Origin of the sequence: Yoonia vestfoldensis DSM 16212, assembly GCF_000382265.1 — a bacterium.
GTDB classification, from domain to species: Bacteria; Pseudomonadota; Alphaproteobacteria; order Rhodobacterales; family Rhodobacteraceae; genus Yoonia; species Yoonia vestfoldensis.
This window is the reverse complement of the sequence record NZ_KB907978.1, coordinates 168,134-185,984: the sequence shown is the minus strand read 5'-3', so window position 1 is coordinate 185,984 and position 17,851 is coordinate 168,134. Positions and strand designations below refer to the sequence as shown.

Below are 17,851 nucleotides of genomic sequence, written 5' to 3'. Positions count from 1 at the left end.
CCCCGCCGGAGGCCTCAAAGTCAGGCATCCACATGCGCCACCTCCATGTCATGCGCCCCGCCCAGCATCAGCCCGATCTGCTCGACGTTCAGCCCTTGCGCCGGGCGTGGGTCCGACAACCGCCCGCCGTTCAACGCCGCGAACCTGTCCGAGATTTCCATCAGCTCGTCCAGATCCTGACTGATGCAGATCACCGCCGCCCCCTTGGCCGCCAGATCCAGCAGCGCCTGCCGGATCGCCGCCGCAGCCGAGGCATCGACGCCCCAGGTCGGCTGGTTGACGACAAGCAGCGCAGGGGCCTGCATGATCTCGCGGCCGATCACGAATTTCTGCAGGTTGCCCCCCGACAGCGACCGCGCGGTATTGCCCGCCCCCGGTGTGCGCACGTCAAACGCGGCAATCACGCTGCCTGCGAATGCGCGCGCCTTGCCCCAGCGCACAAACCCGCGCGCGGTCAGGTGCTGCCGGACCGCCGCCGTCAGCAGCGCATTTTCAGTCAGGCTCATATCGGGGGCGGCGGCATGGCCCATCCGTTCCTCGGGTGCGGCCAGCAACCCCAGATGGCGGCGCGCATTTGGGGCCAGATGCCCGATGCCTTGACCATCAAACTGCACCATGTCGCGCGCCGTGCGGATTTCCCCCGACAAGGCCGCGACCAGCTCGTCCTGCCCGTTGCCCGCCACGCCGCCGATGCCCAGAATCTCGCCGCGCCGGACCGTCAGGTCGATCTCGCGCAGCGCGGTGCCAAAGCGGTGCGGGGCCTTCGCGCTCAGCCCCTGCAAGGTCAGGATCACATCCCCTTCGGGGCGTGCGGCCTTGTGCGGCACATGCAGGCTGCTACCGACCATCAATTCGGCCATCTCGCGCGCGGATGTGGCGCGCGGATCGCAGGTGCCGACCACACGGCCCAGCCGCAATACAGTGGCCGCATCACACAGCGCGCGGATTTCTTCGAGCTTGTGCGAGATATAAAGGATCGCCGTACCCGCCGCGCGCAGCCGGCGCAGGGTCTCGAACAGGATCGCAACCTCTTGCGGGGTCAGCACCGATGTCGGCTCGTCCATGATCAACAGCTTGGGGTCCTGCAACAGGCAGCGCACGATCTCGACCCGCTGGCGTTCGCCTGCCGACAATTCCCCCACGATCCGCGACGGGTCCAGCGGCAGGCCGTATTGGTCCGACACCTGCCGCACACGCGCCGCGATCTCGCGCTGGGGCGGCGGGTTTTCCATGCCCAGCGCGATATTTTCAGCCACGTTCATCGCATCGAAGAGCGAGAAATGCTGGAACACCATCGCCACACCCGCAGCGCGCGCCGCACGGGGTTCGGCGGGGACAAAAGGCGCGCCTTGCAACGCCATCTGCCCGGCATCGGGTTTGACTAGTCCATAGATCGTCTTGACCAATGTCGATTTACCCGCGCCGTTTTCACCCAACAGCGCGTGAATCTCGCCCGCCTGCACATCGAACGACACATCCTGATTGGCGACGACCCCCGGATAGGCTTTCGTCAGGCCGCTCAGGCGCAGCAATGGTGTGGTCATGCCCGGCGTTCCCTGCTCTGGCGCGTATCGGTGCCGATCATGGCGGTTGCGACGCCAAGCGCAAGGGCTGCGGGATGTTTCCCCAGCGCCGGATCCCCGATCGGGCAGGCGATGCGGTCGATTTGTGCGGAACTGTGACCCAGATCGCCCAGTCTTTTGCGAAACCGCGCCCATTTCGTGGCCGACCCGATCAGCCCCGCGCTGGCGAACGGTCGCGACAGGATCGCATGGCACAACGCCAGATCAAGCGCATGGCTGTAGGTCAGGATCAGGTGTTCGGCCTCATCCGGCGCATGACGCACCACCTGCGCGGGATCAACGGCGACCAGCGTGGTGACATCCGTTTGTGGAAACCGGTCAGCGGCCACATCGACCCAGGTGATCGCGAAATTGGGCAAAGGCTGCATCACGTGCACGACCGCGCGGCCGACGTGGCCTGCGCCGTAAATCCACAACGGACGGCGCGGCTGTTCGTCCAGCGCCTCCGCCACCTCCCACAGCAATGTCACCGATCCGCCGCAGCACTGCCCCAAGGCAGGCCCCAGCGGGATCGTCGCACGATGCTGCGTCCGGCCTTCGGCCAGCATCCGGCGCGCTTCTGCCATGGCATCCCATTCAAGCGCGCCACCGCCGATTGTCCCTTCGGTGCGATCCGGCCAGACCATCATCTGCGCCCCCGCCTCGCGCGGGGCCGATCCCGCCGTGCCCGCGACAGTGATGCGGATGCCCGTCATCCGCGCGACCTGTGGATGGCGCGCAGCACTTCTTCCGACGTCGCAGGCGCCTGCAGATCAGGGTAGTGCGGCCCGCAGGCCTGCACCGCCGCCGACAGCGCCAGAAACGCGGAAATCCCCAGCATGAACGGCGGCTCGCCCACGGCCTTGGACCGATAGATCGTCTGCGCCGGATTGGGCTGGTCCCACAGCGCCACGTTGAACACATCAGGCCGGTCCGAACAGGCGGGGATCTTGTAGGTCGCCGGCGCATGGGTACGCAGCCGGCCTTTGGCGTCCCACACGAGTTCCTCGGTGGTCAGCCAGCCTGCGCCTTGGACATAGGCCCCCTCGACCTGGCCGATATCAAGCGCGGGGTTCAGCGATGCCCCCGCATCATGCAGCAAATCCGTGCGCAAAATCCGGTTCTCGCCGGTCAGCGCGTCGATCACCACCTCGGTCACCGCCGCCCCTTGCGCGAAATAGAAAAACGGCGTGCCTTCGCCTTTGATGCGATCCCAACTCAGCCCCGGCGTCTTGTAGAACCCCGTGGCCGACAGGCTGACGCGCTGGAAATAGGCGGTCTGCGCGGCCTTGGCAAAAGTCATCACATCGCCGCCGACATGCACATGGCCATCGGCAAAATGCACATCCTCGATCCGCGCCTGATGCAGTTGCGCAAGGCACGCCGCGATCCGGTCGCGGATCGTGTCACAGGCATTGGCCACGGCCATCCCGTTCAGATCCGACCCCGAAGAGGCCGCCGTCGCCGAGGTATTCGGCACTTTGGCGGTATCCGTCGCCGTGATCTTGACCGCCGCCACGTCGATTCCGAAACGGCTTGCCGCCACCTGCGCGACCTTCTGGAACAGGCCTTGCCCCATTTCGGTGCCGCCATGGTTCATATGAACAGACCCGTCCTGATACACATGCACCAGCGCGCCCGCCTGATTGAGATGCGACAGTGTGAAGGAAATCCCGAACTTCACCGGACTGAAGGCGATCCCGCGTTTCAACACCGGCTGCCCATCGTTCCAGCGCGCAATCGCCGCGCGCCGCGCGTGATAGTCGGAGGTTTCCAACAACCGCTCTGCCAACCCGTGCAGGATGAAATCCGTGACCGGCATGTGATAAGGCGTGGTCTGCGCTTCCATCTTCCGAGCGGAAATATCCTCGGGGGGCAGGTGCGCAGCACCGTGGGGGGCAGACAGCCCCCCATCCGCCATCGGTGCATAGAAATTCCGTTGCCGGACAACCACGGGATCCAGCCCCAGTTCCGCCGCGACATGATCCATCACCCGCTCGATGCCCAACACCCCCTGCGGCCCGCCAAACCCGCGAAACGCCGTGGCCGATTGGGTATTGGTTTTCAGCCTGTGCGAGGTGATCCGCGTGGCGGGCAGGTGATAGGCGTTATCGGCATGCAGCATCGCGCGGTCCGCCACCGGCAGCGATAGGTCCAGCGCCCAGCCACAGCGCGTCATCTGCACGAAATCCACCGCCAGCAATCGGCCATCTTCATCCACACCCACATCATAGGTGATGCGGAAATCGTGCCGTTTGCCGGTGATCATCATATCGTCGTCGCGGTCGTAGCGCATCTTGCAGGGCCGCCCCGTCAACCGCGCCGCCACCGCACAGGCGACGGCCAGCGCGTTGCCCTGGCTCTCCTTGCCGCCGAATCCGCCACCCATTCGCCGCACTTCGCAGCGCACGGCATGCATTGGCAGACCCAACGCATCCGCGACCTTGTGCTGGATTTCCGTGGGGTGCTGGGTGGAACTTTGCACCACCATATCCCCGCCTTCCTGCGGCAGGGCGAGGGCTGCTTGCCCTTCGAGGTAGAAATGTTCCTGCCCGCCCATGGTGATCTGGCCCGTGATGCGGCGAGGCGCGGTGGCAAGTGCGCCCTCCACATCGCCCTTGGTCCAGATGCGCGGGCCATCCTCGAACCGGCTCTCGGCTGCCAAAGCCTCGTCAATGGTCAGGATCGACGTTTGCGCTGCGATGTCCACCTTGCCCAGCCGTGCCGCCTTGCGTGCGGCCAGATGGCTGTCGGCTACTACCAGAAACAGCGGCTGGCCAAGGTAATGGACCTCGCCTGTCGCCAGCAGCGGCTCATCATGGACCGACGGCGACACGTCGTTGGCGAAAGGCAGGTCAGCCGCTGTCAGCACCGCGACCACACCGGGGGCCGCGCGCACGGCGGCAAGGTCAATCGCGGTGATCATGCCCTTGGCCACATCCGACAGGCCGAACACCAGATGCAGTGTCCCCGCAGGCGTCGGGATATCGTCGATATAGCGCGCGGCACCCGTCACATGCAGATGTGCGGCATCATGCGGCAAAGGTTTCGCAACGCTCATGCCGATACCTCCAGCACATTGGCGGCTTGCCCCTGACTTTGCGCGAAATAACGGTGCAGCAGGTTCTGCGCGACCTCAAGTCGATAAGCAGCACTGGCGCGCATGTCCGACAGAGGCGTAAAATCATCAGAAAAAGAGCCGGCAGCCACATCAACTGTGGCTTGCGTCCACGGCTGGCCGATCAATGCCTGCTCGACCGTTGTGGCGCGCGCGGGTATACCCGACATGCCGCCAAAGGCGATGCGCGCCGATGCGACCACGCCTTCCACGACGCTGATATTGAAACAGCCGCACACCGCCGAGATGTCCTGATCGAAGCGTTTGGAGATTTTGTAGCAGCGCAGGTCAGGCGCGTGGCGGGGCAGGGTCACACCCGTCACCAATTCGCCGGGCTGGCGGTTCTGTTTGCCGTAGTCGAGAAAGAAAGCCTCGATCGGCATCTCGCGCAGAGCATCGCCGCGCCGCAGATGCAGCTGCGCCCCCAGTGCGATCAGCGCGGGCGGATTATCCCCGATGGGTGACCCGTTGGCGATATTGCCGCCGATGGTCGCGGCGTTGCGCACCTGATCGGACCCGTACCGCCGGACCAGTTCGGCGTAGGACGGATGATGGTCGCGTAGCACATCCAGCACCGCGGTCATCGTGACGGTTGCGCCGAAATGGAGTGCATCATCCGTAACCTCAACCTGCTGCAGATCGGTGCAGCGGTGCAGGAACAGGGGCTTTGGCAGATCGCGCAATTGCTTGGTCACCCACAGCCCCACATCGGTTGCGCCCGCGACGATCACCGCGTCGGGATTGGCGGCATAGAAGGCGGCCAGAGCGTCCAGTGTTTCGGGCGCATAAGGCACCGTTTCCACAGCAGGCGGTGTGTCCTGCATCCAGTCGGGGCTGGGCTGCGCCTCTGCCGCCTTGGCCGCCCGGATGATCGGGGCGTAGCCGGTGCAGCGGCACAGGTTGCCTGCCAGCACATCGTCATGGTCGGTGCGGCCTGCCAGATGCGCGGTCGCCATCGCGGCGATGAAACCGGGGGTGCAGAACCCGCATTGCGACCCGTGATGGTCGATCATCGCCTGCTGGACAGGGTGCAGCGTGCCATCCGGTGCGGCGATCCCTTCGACGGTGCGCACGGCCTTGCCATGCAGTTGCGGCAGAAACAGGATGCAGGCGTTCAGCGCTTTCGCGCCACTGTCGTCGGTCACCATCACGGTGCAGGCCCCGCAATCGCCTTCGTTGCAGCCTTCCTTGGTGCCGCAGAGGCCGCGTCCATTGCGCAGCCAGTCCAGCAACGTCGTCGTGGGTTGCGCCGTGACACGCATGGTTTCCCCGTTGAGAAGAAACGTGATTTCCATTGGTGTAGACCTGCCGCCTTACCAGATCAAAAGGATGCAGATGTCGATGCGGCGTAGACATCTGCCCGTTGTCACAGCGTATCAAAACGGGCTGCAGGCCGGTTTGCAAGGGTTTTCAACGGCACTTGCCCGGCGGCGTTGCGTTCGCTGAAAAAGCGGGCGGCGCTCAGGGCTGGCCTGTATCGCGGTTTTCCCAGATCGCGCGCTGCCACGCCAGCCAGCCTTGCACCTCGATCAGAGGCGCGGTTTCAAGCTGGCAGGTGCGCACGCGCCCTTTCTTGATCGACCGCACGACGCCGCTGTCCTCCAGCACCTTGAGATGCCGCATGAAGGTCGGCAGCGCCATCTTGTGCGGCTTGTGCAGCTCGCCCACGCTCGCGGGCCCGGCGGCCAGCCGTTCCAGCACCGCGCGGCGGGTCGGGTCGGACATGGCCCCAAAAAAGGAATCGAGTTTGTCAGTCATCGCACGCAGTGTCAGCCGAAGAAGGTCCAAGTCAAGCGACAGGCCCGCGCCACCTTGTGCCTGCGCGCCCATCCGCTACCCTTGGCGCATGACAGATCAGCCCCGATTCATCCACCTGCGCACCCATACCGAATATTCCCTGCTGGAAGGGGCGGTGCCGGTCAAATCGCTGGCCCCCTTGGCGGCGGGCATGGGGATGCCTGCGGTCGCCGTGACCGATACCAACAACATGTTCTGCGCGCTGGAGTTTTCCGAATACGCGACCAAGGCGGGTGTGCAGCCCATCATGGGCTGCCAGCTGGATCTCGCTTATGCGACGCCCGAACCCGGCAAACGGCCCGAGGCTCCGGCACCCATCGTGCTGCTGGCGCAGAACGAGGCGGGCTATCTGAACCTGATGAAACTCAATTCCTGCGCCTATCTCGATGCTGCGGGGGAATTGCCGCAGGTCACGGTCGATGAACTGGCGCAATACAGCGCGGGTCTGATCTGCCTGACGGGTGGCCCTGACGGCCCGATCGGGCGGCTCTTGCGGCATGGCCAGCAGGCCAAGGCTGAACTGTTGCTCGACCAGTTGGCGGCGATCTACCCTGACCGGCTCTATGTCGAATTGCAGCGCCATCCGGTTGACGGTGGCCTGCCCGAGGCCGAACGCCTGTCTGAACGTGGCCATGTCGAAATGGCCTATGCCAAGGGCCTGCCGCTGGTTGCGACCAATGACGTCTATTTCCCCAAGGCCGCGTTCTATGAGGCCCACGATGCGCTGATCTGCATCGCAGATGGCGCTTATGTCGACCAGCAGGAACCGCGCCGCCGCCTGACGTCGCAGCATTATTTCAAGACGCCGCGCGAAATGGCGACGCTGTTCGCGGACCTGCCCGAAGCACTGGAAAACACCATCGAGATCGCGCAACGCTGCGCGTTCAAGGCGTATAAACGCGCGCCGATCCTGCCCAAATTCGCCGATGACGAGGTGGCCGAACTGCGCCGTCAGGCACAGGAAGGCCTGCGCGATCGCCTGGCCGTGATCCCGCATGCGGCCTCGGTCGAGGACTATGAAAAACGGCTCGAATTCGAACTGGGCATCATCGAGGGCATGGGGTTTCCCGGCTATTTTCTGATCGTCGCCGATTTCATCAAATGGGCCAAGGACAACGGGATTCCCGTGGGGCCGGGGCGGGGGTCGGGGGCAGGCTCGCTTGTGGCCTATGCGCTCTTGATCACCGATCTGGACCCTTTGCGCTATAGCCTGCTGTTCGAACGCTTCCTCAACCCCGAACGTGTGTCGATGCCCGACTTCGACATCGACTTTTGCATGGATCGCCGCGAAGAGGTGATCCGCTATGTGCAGGACAAATACGGCCGCGACCGTGTGGGCCAGATCATCACCTTTGGTGCGCTTCTGTCCAAGGCCGCCGTGCGCGATGTCGGCCGTGTGTTGCAGATGCCTTATGGGCAGGTGGACCGCCTGTCGAAAATGATCCCCGTCGAAGGCGTCAAACCCGTCAGCATCGAAAAGGCGCTGGCCGATGAACCTCGCCTGCGCGAAGAGGCCAAGAATGAAGAGGTCGTCCAACGCCTTCTGACCTATGCGCAACAGGTCGAAGGGCTGCTGCGCAACGCTTCGACCCATGCCGCCGGTGTGGTGATCGGGGACCGTCCGCTGGACGAGCTGGTCCCGCTGTATCAGGACCCGCGCTCGGACATGCCCGCGACCCAGTTCAACATGAAATGGGTCGAACAGGCGGGGCTGGTGAAATTCGACTTTCTGGGGCTGAAAACCCTGACCGTGATCCAGAACGCGGTGGAACTGATCCGCAAGGCGGGGCGCAGCCTGAATGTCACGGCGGATGGCGATGTGCTGTACCAGCCGCCCGTGGGGTTCGAATACGACATCGGGGCGATCCCGCTGGATGATCCGAAATCCTACGCGCTCTACGCCTCTGCGAAAACCATCGCCGTGTTTCAGGTGGAAAGCTCGGGCATGATGGATGCGCTCAAGCGCATGAAACCGACGTGCATCGAGGATATCGTGGCGCTTGTGGCGCTGTATCGGCCCGGCCCGATGGAGAATATCCCCACCTATTGCGAGGTGAAGAACGGGATCAAGGAACTGGAATCGATCCACCCGTCGATCGACCATATTCTGGCGGAAACCCAAGGCATCATCGTTTATCAGGAACAGGTGATGGAAATCGCGCAGGTCATGGCGGGCTACAGCCTTGGCGGGGCGGACCTGTTGCGCCGCGCGATGGGCAAGAAAATCGCCGAAGAAATGGCGAAGGAACGCCCCAAGTTCGAGGCGGGCGCCAAGGCTAACGGGGTCGAGCCGAAAAAGGCGCGCGAGGTGTTCGACCTTCTCGAAAAATTCGCCAATTACGGGTTCAACAAATCCCACGCCGCCGCCTATGCGGTGGTCAGTTATCAGACGGCGTGGCTGAAAGCCAATCACCCGGTTGAATTCATGGCCGGTGTGATGAACTGCGATATCCACCTGACCGACAAGCTGGGTGTGTATTTTCAGGAAGTGAAGAAGGGCCTCAGGATCGACTACATCCCGCCTTGCGTGAACCGGTCGGGTGCCACGTTCGAGGTGCAGGACGGCAAGCTGGTTTATGCGCTGGGTGCTTTGAAGAACGTGGGCGTCGAGGCGATGAAGCTGATCGTGGCGGGCCGCGAGGGTGATTCCGGGCTTGACGCGGGGCCACACTCTGCCGGAGGCCCCGGAGCGGGGTCCGGGGCGACATCGAAACCGTTTGTGAACCTGTTCGATTTCGCGCGGCGCTGCGATCTCAAACGCATCGGCAAACGGTCGCTGGAGATGCTCGCGCGCGCGGGGGCTTTCGACGTACTCGACCGGAACCGGCGGCGCGTGATGGACAGCCTTGATGCGCTGACCGCCTATTCGGCGGCGATCCATGATCAGAAATCATCCAATCAGGTGTCGCTGTTTGGTGACGCAGGCGAGGATTTGCCCGAACCGCGCCTTGCCTTCGGTGACGACTGGCTGCCCGCCGAACGGCTGGCCGAGGAATTCAAGGCGATTGGTTTCTATCTCTCGGGCCATCCGCTTGACGATTACATGGGCGCGCTGAAGCGCAAGCAGGTGCTGACGCTGGATGAGGTGATCGCCAAAGCCGAACGCGGGCCTGCGGTGGTAAAGATGGCGGGCACCGTGTCGGGGCGGCAGGAACGCAAATCGGCACGCGGCAACCGTTTCGCCTTTGTGCAATTGTCCGATCCGACAGGGCAATACGAGGTCACGATGTTTTCCGACACGCTCGAGGTTGCGCGCGCCTATCTCGACACCGGATCGCAGATCGTCCTGCAATGCGAGGCGACGATGGAGGCGGACCAGCTCAAGCTCTTGGGCCGGTCGGTGTCGCCCATCGACAGCGTGGTGGCGGATGCGGGGTCAGCGGGGCTGCGCGTGTTCATCGACAGCCCCTCTGCCATCGATACGATTGCCAGCATTCTGGCCAATGCCGCCCGCGACGGGGTGCGGGCCGCGCGCGGTCCGGTCTATATCTGCCTGACGAATGCCGATCTGCCGGGCGAGGTCGAGCTTGATCTGGGCGAGCCGTTTCCGGTTAATCCGCAGATCAAGGGGGCTCTGCGCAGCCTTGGCGGGGTGATCGAGGTCGAGGACGCCTGAGGTCTACCAATGCGGCGGGCGCTGGTCGCCCAAGGGGATCGACCCACCTGTTTCCATTTCGCGCGCGGCTTCGCGTTCCATCAGCATCGCCATGCGGCGGGTCAGCAGCGCCAGTTCCTTTTCCTGACGCGCGACGATATCGGACAAATCATCCACCGTGCGCGTCAGATGGGCGATCTTTTCTTCAAGGGGGATGATGTCGGTCATGCCCGACACCTACACGGACTTCTTGCCTTCGAAAAGAGCAGGCAGGTCGCCCATCGCGCGCGCCTGCGCGATCACCGCCGCGAAATCGTTGTCGAGCAGACCGGCCAACTGGTCGAACCCGTCGATCACGAAATAGGTCGGCTGCACGATGTCGATCCGGTAGGGCGTGCGGAACACCGTCAGCAGATCGAAGTCCTGCATCAGCGCATCGCCCGACAGCGCATGCGCGGCCTCGGCGGGGGATGACACGATGCCCGCTCCATAGGCGCGCAAGCCGTCATCGGTGCGGATCATCCCGAATTCGACGGTGAACCAAAACAGGCGGAAAATGAACCAGCGGTCGGCCTTGTCCATCGCCAGCGCCTTTTGGCCGAACCCTGCGATGAAATCGACGTAAGCCGCGTTGGTCAGCAACGGGCAATGGCCGAACACCTCGTGAAAGAGGTCCGGTTCCTCGATATAGTCCATATGTTCGCGCCGCCGCAGAAACGTGGCGACCGGAAACTTGCGCTGGGCCAGCAGGTCGAAAAACTGCGATGGCGGGATGATTGCGGGCACGCCATGCGCGCCAGCGCCTGTCAGCGCATGAAGGCGGGCGTCGATGTCGCGCACCTGCGGGGTCTTGGCGGCGTTCAGCCCAAGCTTTTCCACACCATCGAGGTAGTCCGGCGCGACCTTGCCGGGCAGGAAGGCCATCTGGCAGGTGAACAGATGCCCCAGACGGCATCGTCTTCGGGTGCGTAGGGATAGAGCCCGTCCGCATCGGGCAGCACAGAGGCATAGGTGGTGTCTTTGGGCATCTCGGAACCTCCTTCGCGAACACTGTGATCCGGTTCAGGCGCAATTTCTTGCCTTTCAGGCAATGAAATGAGTATTTTTGGAAATAAGAAGTCAGAAAGATCACAGATATGAAATTGTCCGATCAGGAGCGCGCCTTGCTGCGGGTTCTGCAGGGCAACGCCGCGCTGTCACTGGCTGAGATGGCCACGCAGACGGGCATGGCCACATCGACCGTCTGGCGCAAGGTGCAGGAGTTCGAGGCGGTGGGGCTGTTGAAAGGCCGTTTCGCCTTGCTCGATCCGCGCAAGGCAGAGGTGGCCCTTTGTTTGTTTGCCACTGTCCGGCTGTCGGATCATGGCGAGGCCGCGATTGCGGGTTTTGCCGCCGTGACCCGCGCCCATCCCGAGATCATGGAGGCGCATGCCGTGTCGGGCACCGCCGATTACATCCTGAAAATCCGCTGTCACGATGTCGAGGCCTACGAGGCCTTCATGACCCATGCGCTGCTCCGCCAGCCTTTTGTCAAATCGGTCGTGTCGTCGTTCAGTCTCAAAGAGCTGAAATATACGACTGCATTGCCCCTGTGACATTGGCGCGGTAAACGGCGCGGGATCAAGAGGAACAGCGCGATGGCCAATGACAAGAAAACCCCCCGCCCCAAGGCTGTGACACCCAAGGGGTTTCAGGATTATTTCGGCGCGGATGTGACCGAACGGGCCGCGATGCTGGCCAAGATCGCGGCGGTCTATCATCGCTACGGGTTCGACGCGCTGGAGACTTCGGCGGTCGAGACGGTCGAGGCTTTGGGCAAGTTCCTGCCCGATGTGGACCGCCCGAACGAGGGGGTGTTCGCCTGGCAGGAGGATGCCGACTGGCTGGCGCTGCGCTATGATCTGACGGCACCGCTTGCACGGGTGGCGGCGCAATATCGCAACGATCTGCCCTCGCCTTACCGCCGTTATGCGATGGGTCCGGTCTGGCGCAATGAAAAGCCGGGGCCGGGGCGGTTCCGGCAGTTTTACCAGTGTGATGCCGATACGGTGGGGGCGGCCAGTGTCGCCGCCGATGCCGAGATTTGCGCCATGCTGGCGGATTGTCTGGAAGAGGTCGGCATCGCGCGTGGGGATTATGTGATCCGCGTGAATAACCGCAAGGTGCTGAACGGCGTGCTGGAAGTGGCGGGCCTGTCGGGGGATGACAAGGAGGCCGAGCGCGGGATCGTGCTGCGTGCGATTGACAAGCTCGACCGGCTCGGCGTAGCGGGCGTGCGGGCGTTGCTGGGCGAGGGGCGCAAGGATGAAAGTGGCGATTTCACCAAGGGCGCGGGGCTGAGCGAGGCGCAGGCGGATGTCGTGATAGGGTTCATGGAGGCCAAGCGCGATACGGGTGCCGCCACCGTCGCCCGTCTGGCGGAACTGGTCGCAGGCTCGCAGATCGGCGTTGCGGGTGTCGCGGAGTTGGAAGAGATCTCGGGGCTGCTGTCTGCCCAAGGCTATGGCCCTGACCGCATCATCATAGACCCGTCTGTCGTGCGCGGTCTGGGCTATTACACCGGCCCTGTATATGAGGCCGAACTGACCTTCGAGGTCACCGACGAAAAGGGCCGTCAGCGCAATTTCGGCTCCGTCGCGGGGGGCGGGCGTTATGACGATCTGGTCAAGCGCTTTACTGGACAGGAAGTACCGGCTACGGGAGTTTCCATCGGGGTGGACCGGCTGCTGGCGGCGTTGCGCGCGACGGGGCGGATCACGTCCGAGGCTGCCGGTCCCGTGATCGTCACCGTCATGGACCGCGCGCATATGGCCGATTACCAGACGATGGTGGCCGAATTGCGCAAGGCGGGGATCCGGTCGGAAGTCTATCTCGGCAATCCCAAGAATTTCGGCAACCAGTTGAAATACGCCGACAAGCGCGCCTCTCCTGTCGCGATCATCGCGGGGGGTGACGAATTCGCCAAAGGTGTCGTGCAGATCAAGGACCTTATCCTTGGGGCGCAGCTCGCCAAGAACGCGACGCTGGAGGAATGGAAAGACCGCCCCAGCCAGTCCGAAGTGCCGCGTGATCAGATGGTCGCAAAGGTACGCGCCATTCTGGACGGGCAGGGCTGATGCCGACCTCGCCCGCGACCCTGACCGAGGCCCGCCGCCTGCGGGACCATTTTGCAGCGCAGGGGGCAATTGTGGTCAAGGCGGATGTGCTGCAACCGGCCGATCTGCTGCTGGACCTTTACGGCGAGGATATCCGCGCGCGCGCCTATCTGACCGCCGATCCGTTGCGCGGCGAAAAGGTGCTGCGCCCCGATTTCACCGTGCCGGTCGTTCAGATGCATATGGAAACCTATGCCGATCCGGCGCGCTATACCTATTCGGGCAAGGTGTTCCGCAAGCAGGAAACCGACGAGACCCGCGCCAACGAATATGTGCAGGTGGGATACGAGGTGTTCGACGGCCAGAACCCTGCCGCCGCCGATGCCGAAGTCTTTGCCGTGATCGCCGCAGGGCTGGCCGGTCTGCCGCTGCGCGCGGCGACAGGTGATATCGGCGTGCTGATGGCGGCGGTGCGGGGTTTGCGCACGACCGACGACCGCAAGGCGGCTTTGCTGCGCCATATCTGGCGGCCGGGCCGGTTTCGCGCGCTCTTGCGCCGTTACGGGTCGGGCGAGGTGCCGCCGTTGCGCGCGGCCTTGCTGGCGACGGATGATCCTTTTGCCAGCGCCGGTCCCGAGGTCGGGCTGCGCAGCCGGGCGGAGGTTGCCGCCCGTATCGCAGCCTTGCGTGCGGATGCTGAAGCCGCGCCCTTGTCATCGGACGAGACCGCGCTGATCGACGCGATCCTTGGCTTGCGCGCGACCAGCACCGACGCGCTCAGCGTGCTGCGCGATATCGCCGTAGATATGCCCAGCATCGGCAGCGCCGTGCGCCGGATGGAGGCGCGTCTGGATGCGATGGCCGCACGCGGGATCGATGTTGACACGCTCGACTTTGAGGGCAGCTATGGGCGGACCTCGTTGGAATATTACGACGGCTTTGTCTTTGGGTTTTACGCCAGCGACCGCCCCGAATTGCCGCCTATCGCCACGGGGGGCCGCTATGACGCGCTGACCGCGCGGTTGGGGCAGGGCCGTGCGGTGCCAGCGGTGGGCGGTGTGATCCGCCCCGATCTGGCGCTGGAGGTGGGCAAATGCTGAAACTTGGTGTGCCGTCCAAGGGGCGGCTGATGGAAAAGACCTTTGATTGGTTCGGTGCACGCGGCGTCACCTTACGCAAATCGGGGTCGGAACGCGAATATGCCGGTGCCGTCGACGGGATCGAGGGCCTAGAACTGGTGCTGTTGTCGGCGGGCGAAATCCCGCGCGAACTTGCGCTGGGCAATATCCATCTGGGTGTGACCGGGTCCGATCTGGTGCGCGAAAAGCTGGTGAACTGGGACCGGCGCGTGCGCGAAATGGCGCTGATGGGCTTTGGCGGTGCCGATCTGGTCATCGCGGTGCCGCAGGGATGGGTCGATGTCGATACGCTGGATGATCTCGATGCAGCGGCGGCGGCGTTTCGCGCGCAGCACGGGTTTCGCCTGCGGATCGCCACCAAATACCACCGGCTGGTGCGCGAATTCCTGCGCGACAATGGCGTAGCCGATTACCAGTTGATCGACAGTCAGGGGGCAACCGAAGGCACGGTCAAGAACGAAACCGCCGAAGCGATTGCCGATATCACCTCGACCGGCGAGACGCTGCGCGCCAACGGGTTGAAGGTGCTGTCCGACGGGCTGATCCACGCCAGCCAGGCGACGCTGTTCCGCGGCAGCCGCGCCAACTGGACGCCCGAGCAGCGCAAGATCCTCAAGGCGCTGGAACTGGTCCTCGACCTTTGATCACTCGGCCGGTGCGATCCTGATCCGCGCCCGTCCAAGGCGCGGATGCAGCTTGGACGACAGCGCCCATGCCGCCAGAAGGCTTGCCCCCGAGGCGACAAAGACGCCCGCCACCGGCGCGAACAGCAAGACCAGCCATGCCGTGCCGGGGGTCAGGATACCCGACACGTCACGGAAACTGGCATAGACGGCGGCCATTTCCGTCCGCTCCGACGCTTTGACCGCCAGCAGGAAAGGCAACCCGCCCGAGACGTCCAGCAGGATCAGGAAAAACGACCCGCCAACCAGCGCCAGCACCGTGACCCAAGGCCAGCCAGAGGCCAGCCCCGCGATGCTGAACAGACATCCCGCCATGACGAACCCCGTGCGCACGGCATAGCGGATCGATCGTTTCTGCATCCAGCGCAGCATCAGCGGGGTAACGAACAGCGCGGCATTCGACATCGACAGAACGGTTCCGGCAATCCTGTCGCCCAGCCCGTTTTCAATCGCGTAGATCGGCAGATAGACGATATAGACCCACCAGCCCGCCGACCGGATCACCGCGAAAATCCAGCCCGCGATCAGCCTTGGTTGCCCCGCAAAGCGCGGCAGGAACGCGAGCGGATTGGCGGGGGGCCGCGTCGCCTTGGTGATCAGCTTGCCATTGCCAAGGCGCATCCATAAAAACAGGCTCATCATTGAAAAAGAGGCGCAGGCGGCGATAAAGAACGGCGCAGGCGACCACCAACTGTACAGGAACACCCCCAGCGCAGGCCCGATCGTCCAGCCCGCAGCACTGTAGAACAGCCGCGAGGTTTCCAGCCGCCCCAGTTGCACCTTGGCGATATAGTCCATCACATAGGCGTTGAAGCAGACGAAGGTGATGACCGTGGACATCGTGTTCAGCCCGAGGCCCACGACGACCGCCATCGGCTTGCCCGTCGCCGCCAGAAGAGATCCTGTCACGAACAGGCTGGCCCCGATCACATAGACCCAGCGGCGCGGCAGATAGCGGGTCGTGAAGGGCACCATCAGCCCGACCGCCAGTGACAGCACGCCGACAAGAAAATACGCCTCGGAGATCAGCTGCGCGTCCTGCAACGCATTGTACATCGCCAGTGGAAAGACCGAGATCAGGATGCCGCGCGCGACAGCCTCGGTGCCTGCAAGGGTGGCGAACCCCCGCACGCCGGGCGCCGGAGCATGGCGCAACCATTCGGGGATTCGGCGTTCGTGCATGGGACGGCTTTCTTGAATTGCCGCCACCCTAGGCGCATCACGCGCCCAGACTTGTCACAATGCGACGCCGCGTGGCGTTTTTGTCCCGACGCCGGATGGCGTCATTCGCCGGGCGCCGCGATCCGGTCGCGCAACAGGCGCCGCAGGATCTTGCCCGAGGCGGATTTGGGGATTTCCGGCACGACATGGATCTGGTGCAATTGCTTGTAATGCGCCAGCGTCCGGCCCAGATGCGCCAAGATCGCGTCGGTGTCGGCGACCCCGTCCCGCGCCACGACAAAGGCAATCGGCAATTCGCCCGCCTCGGCATCCGGCAGGCCGATCACGGCGGCATCGGTGATCCCGTCGAGCGCGACAAGGGCGGCCTCCAGCTCGGCGGGGGCGACCTGAAAGCCTTTGTATTTGATGAGTTCCTTCAGCCGGTCGACGATGAACATATAACCCTGATCGTCGATCCGCGCGATGTCTCCCGTGCGCAGCCAGCCGTCATCCGTGATCGTGGCGGCGGTGGCGGTGGGGTTGTTCAGATAGCCCTGCATCACCTGCGGCCCCTTGATCCACAATTCGCCGTCCTGCCCCGCAGGCAAATCCGCCCCCGTCTCGATATCAACGATCCGGCAGGATGTATTCGGCACCGATTGGCCAGAGGCACCCGCGACGGCCGCCTTGGCAGGCGTGACATGGGACACGGGGGCAAGCTCGGTCATCCCGTAGCCTTGCAGGCAGATGCAATCCAGCCGTTTGCCCACGGCATTCGACAATTCCGCCCCCATCGGTGCGGCACCCGAAAACACCTGTTCGACGCTGGACAGATCATATTGGTCCACCAGCGGATGCTTGGCCAGCGCGAGCGCCACCGGCGGGACGATCCACATGCGCCGCGCCTTGTGATCCTGACTGATCTGCAAAAACAGCGGCAAATCGAAACGCGGCATCGTCACAACTGCGCCACCGCCTGCCAGATGGACATTCATCAGCACGGTCATGCCGTAGATATGAAAGAACGGCAGGAACCCCGCCGCGACCTCGCCCGCGCGGAAATCGGCTGCGGCGATGATCTGGTCCACGTTCACGACAAGGTTGCGATGCGACAGCATCACACCTTTGGGCAGGCCCGTGGTGCCGGACGAATAAGGCAGCACGACGGTATGCGCGACGATATCGACTGGCACCTGTTCAGGCAAAGGGTCGCCCATCAGCGCGTCATAGGCGGGCGTGCCGATGGCGATCACGTCCAGCGTACCCGCGCCATCCCGCGCGGTGGCCATAAAATCGGGGATGGTTATAAGAATGTCGGCCCGCGAATCCGCAAGCTGGTGGCGGATCTCGGTCGCGGTATAGGTCGGGTTCAGCGTGGTGATTGTGCTGCCCGCCCATGCCACGGCGTGAAAGATCACGCAATATTCAGGCATATTGGGGGCCATCAGGGCCACGACCTTACCATGCCCCAACCCCGCCGCCGTCAGCCCGCCCGCAAGCCGCTTGACCTGATCCATGAAATCCGCCGCCGTCACGCTGCGCCCGGTCGGTCCGTCGATCAGCACCACGTCACCCGGGCGGGCGGCCAACCCCTCAAAGACACGTTCGGTGATGGATTGGCCGCGCAATGGGACGTCGGCAAAAGGCGAATGGTAGATGGACATGCTTTCCTCCCCAGAAATGCTGGGGTCAGGATGCGTC

14 protein-coding genes are annotated in these 17,851 nt (G+C 63.8%); 5 read left to right on the top strand and 9 right to left on the bottom strand.

The annotated features are described in order from the left end of the window. Nucleotides 1–20 precede the first annotated feature (20 nt). The 5 genes from H147_RS0108005 to H147_RS0107985 all read right to left on the bottom strand — a co-directional run bounded on the left by H147_RS0108005 (nucleotide 21) and on the right by H147_RS0107985 (nucleotide 6,438). Nucleotides 21–1,544 carry an ABC transporter ATP-binding protein gene (locus H147_RS0108005; RefSeq protein WP_019954839.1) on the bottom strand — a complete coding sequence of 508 codons (1,524 nt, stop codon included), beginning with the start codon at nucleotides 1,542–1,544 and terminating at the stop codon, nucleotides 21–23. Next, the gene (xdhC, locus tag H147_RS0108000; RefSeq protein WP_019954838.1) at nucleotides 1,541–2,278 is read right to left on the bottom strand and encodes a xanthine dehydrogenase accessory protein XdhC; all 738 of its coding nucleotides are present in this window, start codon (nucleotides 2,276–2,278) and stop codon (nucleotides 1,541–1,543) included. Before xdhC ends, H147_RS0108005 begins: the two co-directional genes overlap by 4 nt. Next, a complete protein-coding gene (gene xdhB, locus H147_RS0107995) occupies nucleotides 2,275–4,623 on the bottom strand; it encodes a xanthine dehydrogenase molybdopterin binding subunit (RefSeq protein ID WP_019954837.1) in 2,349 nt (782 codons plus the stop codon). The genes xdhC and xdhB overlap by 4 nt, the downstream gene beginning before the upstream one ends. Further along, nucleotides 4,620–5,975: a xanthine dehydrogenase small subunit gene (locus H147_RS0107990; RefSeq protein ID WP_019954836.1), complete on the bottom strand. Its 1,356-nt coding sequence runs from the start codon at nucleotides 5,973–5,975 to the stop codon at nucleotides 4,620–4,622. The genes xdhB and H147_RS0107990 overlap by 4 nt, the downstream gene beginning before the upstream one ends. 166 nt (nucleotides 5,976–6,141) lie before the next feature. After that, nucleotides 6,142–6,438 (bottom strand): ArsR/SmtB family transcription factor, encoded by a 297-nt coding sequence (locus H147_RS0107985; RefSeq protein ID WP_026352366.1) that lies wholly within the window; start codon nucleotides 6,436–6,438, stop codon nucleotides 6,142–6,144. Between the two features lie 88 nt (nucleotides 6,439–6,526). On the opposite strand from H147_RS0107985, the gene dnaE reads away from it, so the two are divergent. Further along, nucleotides 6,527–10,093, top strand: a complete 3,567-nt coding sequence (gene dnaE / locus H147_RS0107980; RefSeq protein WP_019954834.1) for a DNA polymerase III subunit alpha — start codon at nucleotides 6,527–6,529, stop codon at nucleotides 10,091–10,093. A gap of 3 nt (nucleotides 10,094–10,096) precedes the next feature. Here the strand turns inward: dnaE and H147_RS0107975 are convergent, their stop codons facing one another. Together H147_RS0107975 and H147_RS19460 are read right to left on the bottom strand one after the other, a co-directional pair. Beyond that, on the bottom strand, nucleotides 10,097–10,300 hold the full coding sequence (locus tag H147_RS0107975) for a SlyX family protein (protein WP_019954833.1): 204 nt from the start codon (nucleotides 10,298–10,300) through the stop codon (nucleotides 10,097–10,099). 9 nt (nucleotides 10,301–10,309) lie between these two features. Further along, nucleotides 10,310–10,996 carry a phenylalanine 4-monooxygenase gene (locus H147_RS19460; protein WP_019954832.1) on the bottom strand — a complete coding sequence of 229 codons (687 nt, stop codon included), beginning with the start codon at nucleotides 10,994–10,996 and terminating at the stop codon, nucleotides 10,310–10,312. A gap of 212 nt (nucleotides 10,997–11,208) precedes the next feature. On the opposite strand from H147_RS19460, the gene H147_RS0107965 reads away from it, so the two are divergent. The 4 genes from H147_RS0107965 to hisG are packed head-to-tail and all read left to right on the top strand — an operon-like array spanning nucleotide 11,209 to nucleotide 14,950. Next, the gene (locus H147_RS0107965; RefSeq protein ID WP_019954831.1) at nucleotides 11,209–11,667 is read left to right on the top strand and encodes an Lrp/AsnC family transcriptional regulator; all 459 of its coding nucleotides are present in this window, start codon (nucleotides 11,209–11,211) and stop codon (nucleotides 11,665–11,667) included. Nucleotides 11,668–11,709: 42 nt separating this feature from the next. Then, nucleotides 11,710–13,188 carry a histidine--tRNA ligase gene (gene hisS, locus H147_RS0107960; RefSeq protein ID WP_019954830.1) on the top strand — a complete coding sequence of 493 codons (1,479 nt, stop codon included), beginning with the start codon at nucleotides 11,710–11,712 and terminating at the stop codon, nucleotides 13,186–13,188. Further along, nucleotides 13,188–14,267, top strand: a complete 1,080-nt coding sequence (locus H147_RS0107955; RefSeq protein WP_019954829.1) for an ATP phosphoribosyltransferase regulatory subunit — start codon at nucleotides 13,188–13,190, stop codon at nucleotides 14,265–14,267. The genes hisS and H147_RS0107955 overlap by 1 nt, the downstream gene beginning before the upstream one ends. Next, a complete protein-coding gene (hisG, locus tag H147_RS0107950) occupies nucleotides 14,261–14,950 on the top strand; it encodes an ATP phosphoribosyltransferase (RefSeq protein WP_019954828.1) in 690 nt (229 codons plus the stop codon). Before H147_RS0107955 ends, hisG begins: the two co-directional genes overlap by 7 nt. On the opposite strand, the gene H147_RS0107945 is transcribed toward hisG, so the two are convergent. Further along, nucleotides 14,951–16,171, bottom strand: a complete 1,221-nt coding sequence (locus H147_RS0107945; protein ID WP_019954827.1) for an MFS transporter — start codon at nucleotides 16,169–16,171, stop codon at nucleotides 14,951–14,953. A gap of 101 nt (nucleotides 16,172–16,272) precedes the next feature. Next, nucleotides 16,273–17,814, bottom strand: a complete 1,542-nt coding sequence (locus H147_RS0107940; protein WP_019954826.1) for an AMP-binding protein — start codon at nucleotides 17,812–17,814, stop codon at nucleotides 16,273–16,275. Between the last annotated feature and the right edge of the window lie 37 nt (nucleotides 17,815–17,851).